The sequence below is a fragment of the Planktothricoides sp. SR001 genome (assembly GCF_001276715.1).
GTDB lineage: Bacteria > Cyanobacteriota > Cyanobacteriia > Cyanobacteriales > Laspinemataceae > Planktothricoides > Planktothricoides raciborskii.
In genome coordinates this window covers 19,595-29,195 of record NZ_LIUQ01000059.1, presented here as the reverse complement: position 1 = coordinate 29,195, position 9,601 = coordinate 19,595, and the positions used below count along the sequence as shown (strand labels likewise).

The window sequence follows — 9,601 nt, the reverse complement described above, 5'->3', positions numbered from 1 at the left end:
ACACCCTACACCCTACACCCCGGCTGCCTAACTCGGATCGAGACAAACGTCATATTTGGCGCCAGCATGATCGATCGCCAATACCTTGACCTCAGCCTTAACTCCTTGCTGATCCCAGGTGGCCGCAATGGTGGTCGCGACTTCGGTGGCATAGTTGGGAGATGTTAAAGCTAACAAAGTTGGCCCCGCACCACTAATCACGACACCATAAGCGCCGGAATTAATGGCCGCTTGCCGCACCATGTCGTAGCCAGCGATCAAGGTTTTTCGGTAGGGCTGATGAATGCGATCGCGCATAGCCACTCGCAACCAATCCCCATTCGCTGTTTCTAATGCCAGAAGCAGCAACCCGAAATTAGAGGTATTAAAAATTACGTCAGCCCGACTATAATTTGCGGGCAATACTTTGCGGGCAGTTTCCGTCGCCAGTTCAAAATCAGGAATCGCCAACACTGGGACAATTTCCGGATGCCAAGCAACCGGACAAATCATCCAGTTAGAAGCTTCATAATAAGCAGCATCATTACTGACCGCTATACGACAGCCACCAATTAAAGCTGGAACCACATTATCCGGGTGGCCTTCCATCGCGATCGCCAAATGCATCACTTCTTCTATGGTCAGCGGCGCCCCAGCCAATTGATTGGCTCCCACCAACCCACCAACAATCGCCGTAGCAGAACTACCCAGCCCCCGCGCTAAAGGCACATTCAAATGAATGTCAATCGCCACATTCGGCGGGATTTGGCCAATTTTTTCATAAACCTTTACAAACGCCTGGTAAACCAGATTCCGCTCATCAGTGGTCACGCGATCGGCGTCCAGTCCAGTCACCGTAATTTTCACCCCATCCGCAGCCGAATCAAGCGTGCTTGAACAGACTTGCGAAGAAAATTGAAACTGGTTATACAGGGTCAACGCTGCACCCAGACAATCGAAACCCGGCCCCAAGTTCGCGGTAGTGGCAGGAACCCTTACAGTCACACTATGTATCATGTCGTCACCGCAAATTTATTGGAGATCAATTTGTGATCGGGATTCATTTAAAATCATTCGCCACCCCATGTAATTGCCGACTTTCTAGAATATCGTGGGTTAGACTTCAAGGAAACCCCACATCCAATATACTCTACCATTTTCTTTGACTTTTCGTAGATCGCGATCGCCGCCACAATCACTGATCGGTCAATTCTGGAAATATGATTAAATTTTTAGCCAGCATTAACAATAGAGTTTTGTTGCTTTCAGGAAAGTTTTTTTAACCAAAGAAAAACTGGCTGAAGCTTAATATAAATTATCAGCATCAAATAAATTCATCAACCTGTCTATAAATCTCCGGGCAATAGATCCCCGACTCCAGGATAAATCAACCGGTTCAAATTTCAAGCATTTCTCAAAACAATGGCATTTTCTACGTGACAATTTTCACAAATTGGATCAGGGTTACAAATGGGGGTAAATCGATAGACACTGGGTGATAGCACATATTCAAGAATTCAACAGAATTTTCACCACAGAATCCAGATAAAAGTTAAGATATATGAAGCTTTGACATATATGTGATTAAAGTTTAACAAGCGCAAAAAAAAATATCAGTAATAAGCACAAATCGCTAACAATCGACAAACCAAAACAATCTCTTTGAATCCTGCGCCCCATTAGACATCTCCAAAAAAGAAGTAAATTGTGGTATTATAGCAAATAATTGTTAATTTAACCTTAAATTATGAGCAACATAATTGAGTATATTAATAACAATCCTGAAAAATCACATCGGTTATTATGAATCGAGCATCAACAGTTAAAGCCACTGATAGAAAAAGCAATAAATATACATAATCATAAAAAATAATTGGCATAATCTAAAAAAATCAGAATCATTAGGTTTGGAGGTGGACGTAAACCCAAATTAACCATAGAATCACAAATAATTTTAACCTTAACATATTTACGTCATTTAAGAACATTTCAGTTGCTGGTTATTCAGTTTGGCGTAAGTGAGACAACCGCCAATGATACGTTTAACTATTGGTTTCCCCTCCTGGGAGAAATCTTCCCACCGAGTTTAATATCACAAAAAAAACTCCAGCGATCACGAAATTGTTAAAAAAACGTTAACAAATCTTGAGTTAATTGTGGATAGCTAAAAACAGCCTATAGAAAGAAATATTTTCAGAATATGAGACGCAAAAAAATTATTACTCTGGTAAAAAAAACTCATAAAAAAACCAGCTAATTGTCTTACCCAATCGTAAAGATATTGTAGATGTAGTCGCTGGTGAACCAGGTCCAAAAAGCGATCTAAGTTTCTTTGGTCAAACTCATAAATAATTTCAATTTAACCAAAGGTTCAATGGCGAGAAAGCTTATGAAGGATAAAAGTCAATTAAAACCCCGGCGAAAAAATCGAAAAAACAAGAATTAACCCCTGAACCAAAGTTAAACAAAAGTTAAAAAACAAAGAAATAGCATCAGAGATAATTTTTGTTGAACATTTAATTTGTTTAGTCAATATATTTAGAGTATCACAATAAATATTTAGATTAAATACCCAGAAATATGAACAAATAATTATGACTATTTGTGGAGTTGTCCAATTACGGATTGGTAGTTTGATTTTATAGCTAAAAAAATTGCATTTTTTACAGATAAAATATGCTTCTTCGAGATGCTATTTTTTAGCCCAGATTCCGCACATTTTCATATATCGTTACATATCTTAACTCTATTCAGGATGTTTTTACGAAAAACTGCCCTTACAGGAATACTTAATAATAAAACTTCTCAATAGCTAATTTTTATGAGAAAATTTATTACAATTATTCATATTATGGGCAATGAATCCTGATAACTAGAATGCTTACAGGATAAAGATTACAAGCGATATATTAGTAAAAATAATTCATTAAATGTTAAGAAGTGCGGAATGTGGGTTTTAGTTAATTTCCAATAACAGGCATTTTCAACCCTGATTCTATCGTACGTATAATCTGAATATCTACATAGCCTTCATTTACTCAAACGCAGTCATGGTGAAGGTTACATTGTTTTCGGAGATGTCTATTTAAAAAACTTGAGCGGCGCACTGCCGTCAAGATCCCTTTACCATTTTAGATGTCGAGACGAGGGAGTGAAGCAATTTTTAAAGATTCTGTAAAGATGCTCTAAATTATAGGGGTTTTCACAGAGAACATGAGAGAATTGTACTATGACAAGGGATGTCCTTATGAGCCGAGCAGCTAGACGAAATCCAGTGAGATTGCACCGATGCAGTTCATATGAATTTCCCCGATACTAGCTCAGACCGCTGCAACAGACCATGTTTGCTTGGTTTTGCCGTTAGATTAAGCAGTCTTGGGAATCTGTGACGGACAAAAACCACCTAACCTCAAAAGTTCTTCCAGGACATCGGACGCTTTTGGGGGTTGTCCTTAAAAATGGCATCTGGTCAGCAGCCCCAACAATAGTTATAAATTGCGGGGTTCACCTCTAATCTCTAACTGGATTTATCAGGTCTAAATGAGTCGCTAGAGTAAATTAGTTAAACAGGGGCATTGTTTGCCAGGATCACTTAAGGGGGGGGGATTATGCTCAACCAACAGAACAACCAAAACACCAACAAGCCTATCCGAGAGGAAGCTAACACTGGTAAAAACTCACAAGCTTTACTGCCAATCAAGTCGGGACAATCCTTGGCAAAGGTGGCGCTGGCGATAGGTTCCTTAATTGCCACCAGTCCTTCGGCCCAAGCATTAAACATCCATTTTGATTATGCGGCCAACACTTCCTTACAAGTTAGGTCAAGTTTTGAAATGGCTGCGAGTATTTGGGAAAATTTGTTGTCTGACAACCTAGATGTCCGCATTGAAGTGGGCATGGTCAACTTTGCTACAGAATTTGGCAATGGAAGCAACGGCACAGAAGACTATTCCAAAATCTTGGGTTTGGCCTTGCCAAAATTCTGGGAACCAGACAATGGCTTCCAAGCATTTAAAACGGCTTTGGCAGCAGATGCCAAATCTGCCAATGATGCGACGGCGGTTGCTAATCTGAATATCTCTCAACAGATTAAAGATAACTACGATCTGATTCTGACCCAAGCCAACGCCAAATCTTTGGGACTCTACAATGGCAGCAGTACCGCTTTTGATGGTCAGATTCGGATTAATAGTGCATTTAATTGGGACTTGGATCTGACTCCCAACTCAGGCAGTACCGGAGTCGATCAGTTTCACTATTTAAGTGTGGCGATTCACGAAATTGCTCACGTTCTTGGTTTCACCAGTGGGTTGGATAGTAATGAATGGGTGACGGCGAACAGTGAAGGATCCGCTACTCCAGGAAGCACAACGGCAAGAAATCAATTTACTTCTTTGGACTCCTTCCGCTTTAACGAAAACGGCGTGCTGGATGTGGCCCAAGTCACCAATGCCACGGCGAAACGTTATTTTTCCATTAATGGTGGGGCAACGAATCTGGGTCAATTGTCTACAGGTGTCAACGGTGATGGTTATCAAGCCAGCCACTGGAAAAATGACAAGTTCTTAGATGCCAATGGTAATCTGGTGGTGAATGAGATGCTGGGGATTATGGATCCGGCATTTGGCATGGGTGAACGGGGCAAAGTTTCCGCCCTGGATTTGACGGCTTTGGATGCGATCGGCTGGGATTTGTCCGGGAAAACCTGGAATAGTCTGAATATGGACACTTTGGCCGCACAAGCGAGTACCACTGCCACTATGTCTATATTCCAAGATATGCTACAGCAGTTTCAGGCGCAACAAGGTCTTCGCTGGTCTTGGTGGGGTCGCCGTTGGGCGGTGACAGAGGATGGGCTATTGGCTGCCGCTGGTTTAACCTCTTTGAATCAATTAAATCAGAGCAATCAAGATGAAGCATTTCAGAAAATGCTCTCATACGCCGCTACGGTAGGGTCTGTTAATCCCAATTCTTTGCCCCCGGCAACCTCAGTTCCCGAACCCACGACAACCGTTGCTTTGATGGGTATGGGTCTGTTGGGTCTGAGTGCTGGACGCAAGCGTCGTCAAAGCAAATCATCTGGCTAATTGATGGAATTAGATTTGGTTTTGCCCGGTCGGAAAAAGATCGGCGGCGATCGCGCCGCGCAACGATGAAACTAATTTTGCCCGACTTTCACTCGGTGAGTTCCCTAAACAGCAGAAAGCTAAAATGGTGGGCAATGGTGGGCATTGCCTAAAATGGTGGGCAATGGTGGGCATTGCCTAAAATGGTGGGCAATGGTGGGCATTGCCCACCCTACAACTAAAATGGTGGGCATTGCCTAAAATGGTTGGCAATGGTGGGCAATGCCCACCCTACAAAAATTCAACAAAAACGATTTTAACGATTTTTCTTATTTCTAATTTGACCCCATTGACAGGGCTGGCAATGCCCAGCCTACATCAGCCTATAGTTGTTGGGATAAACTAAGGACAAATGCTACCCGTTGTCAGCAACGGAAATCAGCAACGCAAAATCGTTAGGTGCCGAATATGAGCCTTTTTTCCCCTTTACAATCCTCTACCAGAGAGCGATTACAATGGAGTCTCGGAACTCTGGTGAGTAGTCTAGCGAGTAGTCTGTCTCTTTGGCTGGTGCCTATCCCCCAAATTTCCGCCCAAGTGATCCCCGATGGGAGTTTGCCGAATAATTCTATCGTTACACCTGATGGCAACACTACGGTCATCACTGGGGGCACCACTACTGGCAGCTATCTATTTCACAGCTTTGAGCAGTTTTCCCTCTCTACAGGAAATACAGCATTTTTTAATAACGGCCTAACGATTTCTAATATTATTACCCGCGTTACTGGGGGATCAATTTCTAATATTGATGGCATTATCCGAGCGAATGGCACGGCTAATTTATTTTTGCTGAATCCCAATGGGATTGTGTTTGGCCCCAATGCCAGCCTGAATATTGGCGGTTCATTTCTTGGCACCACTGCCAGCCGGATTACCTTTGCGGATGGGAGTGAGTTCAGTGCCACCAGCCCCAATGCCCCACCTTTACTGACAGTTAATGTTCCTATTGGCTTACCGTTTGATTCCTCTGCTGGTTCGATTCAGGTGCAAGGGCCGGGACATGGTGTAATTCCAGATCCAGAGACGCGGCAGCCGAATAGAGATGCGCGGCCTGCGGGACTGCAAGTGAATCCTGGTAAAACTTTGGCTTTCTTAGGTGGCGACGTATCTGTGACTGGGGGAAATATCACCGCTGAAGCCGGACGAGTGGAAGTATGGTCGGTGAGCAATGGTGAGTTATCAGTCAATATTGATGGGTCAAATCTCCAAGTGAATCATCAAACCGGCACAGAATTTAAAGATATTAATTTCACCCAAGCCGCATCTATTGATACCAGTGGCAACCGCAGTGGAGAGATTCAAATGCAGGGCAGACAGATTCGCTTTGCCGATGGTTCACTGATTTTAGCTCTAAATCTAGGAAATCAAGATGGGGGAAATATTGCCATTCGGGGCACTGAATCGGTGGAATTAACCGGCATTTCACCGGAGAATTTTGTGCCGAGTTCCTTTTTAGCAGAGGTGATGCCAGAAGCAACCGGATCCGGAAGTAATTTGTCAATTGAAACTGGTCGCTTAGTCGCAACTGATGGGGGACAGGTTTCTACATTAACTGTCGGTTTTGGCAATGCGGGAGATTTGACGATAAAAGCGAAGTCCGTTGAGGTTATTGGGGGTTCTGAATTTACTGGTCCAAGCGGGTTTGTTAGTTCTTCCGATGGCCAAGGTAATGGGGGTAATTTAATTATTGAAACAGATAGTTTGTTGGTAGCATATGGAGCACAAATTGCTTCTAATACTTTCGGTTCTGGCGATTCTGGAGATGTGACTGTGATTGCGAATGATTTTGTGGAAATCATTGGCGAATCTGTCCAGGGAACAAGTGCCTTAAGTGCAGCAGCATCATCAGGTAAGGGAGCAGCATCATCAGGTAAGGGAAATGGCGGCAACCTTACTATTCACACTAACAGTCTGCGGGTGGCTGATGGTGGACAGATAGCTGCCAGTACCGCAGGCCAAGGAAATGCCGGAAATTTAACAATTGATGCCCAAGAAATAGAACTGGTCGGGCGAGGATATCTGTCTCGCAGTGGATTGTTTGCTAGTGCGATTTTACCTGAATCTCCGGATTCATCCCCAGATTCAGAAAATCCTATTCAAGGAGGAAATGGAGGGGACATTGAAATTACCACGGATAAATTAACGGTGCGTGACGGTGCAATCATTAGTGTCAGTAATTTCCCCAGTAGTTTACTTCTTAATGCTTTACCCGGAACCGGGGCGGCTGGCAATATTATGATTAATGCTGGGTCAAGAGTCCTGCTGGATAATGATGGCCTGATTACGGCGGATACCCAGCAAGGCAACAACGCTAATATTATCGTGAATGCTCGGGATATTCAGTTGCGGCAAGCCAGTAAAATCACCACTAATTCCACACAGCTTGCTAATGGCGGCAATATTACCCTGACGATGGATAATTTGGTAGGTCTGGAAAATAGCGATATTACCGCTAATGCGGAAGTCCTTGATGGCGGAAAGGTGATTATTAATGCGGAGGCTTTGTTTGGGATTGCTTTTCGTCAGGAACTCACCCTAGATAGTGATATTACGGCGACGGGAGGCAGTGAAGGGGTTGCCGGTACGGTGGAAATTAATACCCCAGATGTAGATCCAGCGGCTGGGTTGATTTCGTTGTCCGGTTCGGTGATTGATGTTACCGCCTTGGTGGGGAAAGACCTCTGTTCACCGGAAATTTTGGCCAATAGTTCGTTTACGATTACGGGACGCGGTGGCATTCCACCGACGCCGATGGAGTTGTTTGGTTTTGAGCCGATCGCCCTAGAGTGGGCTAGACCTAATGGCACCTTATCCAGTCAGTCTGGGTTATCTTATTGGTCGAGTTCTCTGCCTGTGAATGCTTCACGGAGGACTGGGGGAAATTCTCAACCCATATCCCCAATACTTGAAGCACAAGGCTGGACGGAAAAGGCCGATGGCACTATTGTGCTGACGGCACAATCCTCAACGGTTACACCCAATGTTTCAGGATTTACCCATCCGGGTTGTCGTTAACAATTGTAGTTGAAAATTGTAGCTGCCAAAGAAACCGGGTTTCTTGAAGAAACCCGGTTTCTGGGTGCTTTAACCCAGGAATAACTTTTTCAAAAGTTTTAATTTGTCTGGAGTGTAGGGCGCATATCGCCAATCTAAGTCGAACATAAATGATTTACTTAAGACACTTTTCTTATGAGAAAATGTGTCGAAAGAAGCTTTGCCATGATAGCTGCCAATGCCACTGTCCCCTACTCCACCAAAGGGTAAGTCAGGAGAGGCAATATGCACGATGGTGTCATTGATGCAAACTCCCCCAGATGAGGTATTTTTTAAAACTTGCTCTTGTTTGGTTTTGTCTTGGGAAAATATATACAAGGCGAGGGGTTTTGGCCGACTATTAATCAACGCGATCGCCTCTGATAAATCCCGATATGCTAAAATTGGTAAAATTGGCCCAAATATCTCATCTTCCATGATAGCTGAATCAGGAGAAATATTATCAATTAATGTGGGGGCAATATAACGGTTTTCTCGATTATTTTGCCCGCCAATTAGAATTTCTCCTTCTGACAAAAATGATGTCAGCCGTTGAAAATGTCGATCAGAAATAATCCGAGGATAGTCTGGACTATTGGCTGGATCGCTGCCATAAAAATCGGCAATACATTGTTTTATTTCGGCAATTAATTGAGATTTAATCCCTTGATTTACTAACAAGTAATCCGGGGCAATACAAGTTTGCCCACCATTAATAAATTTGCCCCAAGTAATTCTTTTAGCGGCAGTTTTTACATCAATATCTGGTTCGACAATACAGGGACTTTTTCCCCCAAGTTCTAAAGTGACAGGTGTTAAATGTTTGGCCGCTGCTTCCATGACAATTTGGCCGATTTTGGTGCCGCCTGTAAAGAATATATGGTCAAATTTTTCGGCAAGTAACTGTTGACTGGTTTCGACTCCACCTTCGATGACAGCAATATAATTGGGGTCAAAGGTTTTGCGGATTACTTCAGTGACGATCGCCGATGTATTCGGGGCAAGTTCTGAGGGTTTGAGAATGGCACAGTTGCCAGCAGCGATCGCGCCTAATAACGGCGCAATCATTAAAGAAAATGGATAATTCCACGGCCCAATAATCAGCACAACCCCCAAAGGTTCTGCATAAATTTTGGCCGATGCAGGAAATTGATCCAAAGGCGTTTTTACTTTCTGGGGTTTGACCCAAGATTTCAGATGTTTCAGGATATAATTAATGTCCTGAATCACCGCTACTTCCAACATTCCCTCTAACTCTGGCTTATTTAAATCAGCCTTCAACGCATCCAGGATTTTTTGTTCAGAGTCTTGAATGGTTTTTTTCAGCCGTTGCAGTTGTTCTAGGCGAAATGCCAGTTCCTTGGTTTGCCCCGTGGCAAAGAATTGCCGTTGCGCTTGGATTAGTTCCTTGACATTAGATTTTGTTATGGTCTGAGTCATTTTTGCTGGTTCATCGATGATGG

Annotated in this window: 6 protein-coding genes; 3 read left to right on the top strand and 3 right to left on the bottom strand. The window is 43.3% G+C overall.

What is annotated here, in order from left to right; all coding sequences use genetic code 11:
* Positions 1–27 precede the first annotated feature (27 nt).
* Entirely contained in the window at positions 28–996 is a 969-nt protein-coding gene (gene thrB / locus AM228_RS24295) for a homoserine kinase (RefSeq protein ID WP_054469519.1), read from the bottom strand.
* 874 nt (positions 997–1,870) lie between these two features.
* Between thrB and AM228_RS36990 the strand changes: the two genes are divergently transcribed.
* Positions 1,871–2,107 (top strand): transposase family protein, encoded by a 237-nt coding sequence (locus tag AM228_RS36990; protein WP_197285399.1) that lies wholly within the window; start codon positions 1,871–1,873, stop codon positions 2,105–2,107.
* A gap of 1,480 nt (positions 2,108–3,587) precedes the next feature.
* Positions 3,588–5,066: an NF038122 family metalloprotease gene (locus tag AM228_RS24290; RefSeq protein WP_054469518.1), complete on the top strand. Its 1,479-nt coding sequence runs from the start codon at positions 3,588–3,590 to the stop codon at positions 5,064–5,066.
* Between the two features lie 9 nt (positions 5,067–5,075).
* Here the strand turns inward: AM228_RS24290 and AM228_RS33445 are convergent, their stop codons facing one another.
* The gene (locus AM228_RS33445; protein WP_156332022.1) at positions 5,076–5,240 is read right to left on the bottom strand and encodes a hypothetical protein; all 165 of its coding nucleotides are present in this window, start codon (positions 5,238–5,240) and stop codon (positions 5,076–5,078) included.
* 273 nt (positions 5,241–5,513) lie between these two features.
* On the opposite strand from AM228_RS33445, the gene AM228_RS24285 reads away from it, so the two are divergent.
* A complete protein-coding gene (locus AM228_RS24285) occupies positions 5,514–8,120 on the top strand; it encodes an S-layer family protein (RefSeq protein WP_054469517.1) in 2,607 nt (868 codons plus the stop codon).
* A 69-nt stretch (positions 8,121–8,189) separates the two neighbouring features.
* Here the strand turns inward: AM228_RS24285 and AM228_RS24280 are convergent, their stop codons facing one another.
* Complete coding sequence (locus AM228_RS24280) at positions 8,190–9,578, bottom strand: aldehyde dehydrogenase (protein ID WP_054469530.1); 1,389 nt, start codon at positions 9,576–9,578, stop codon at positions 8,190–8,192.
* Positions 9,579–9,601: the final 23 nt, after the last annotated feature.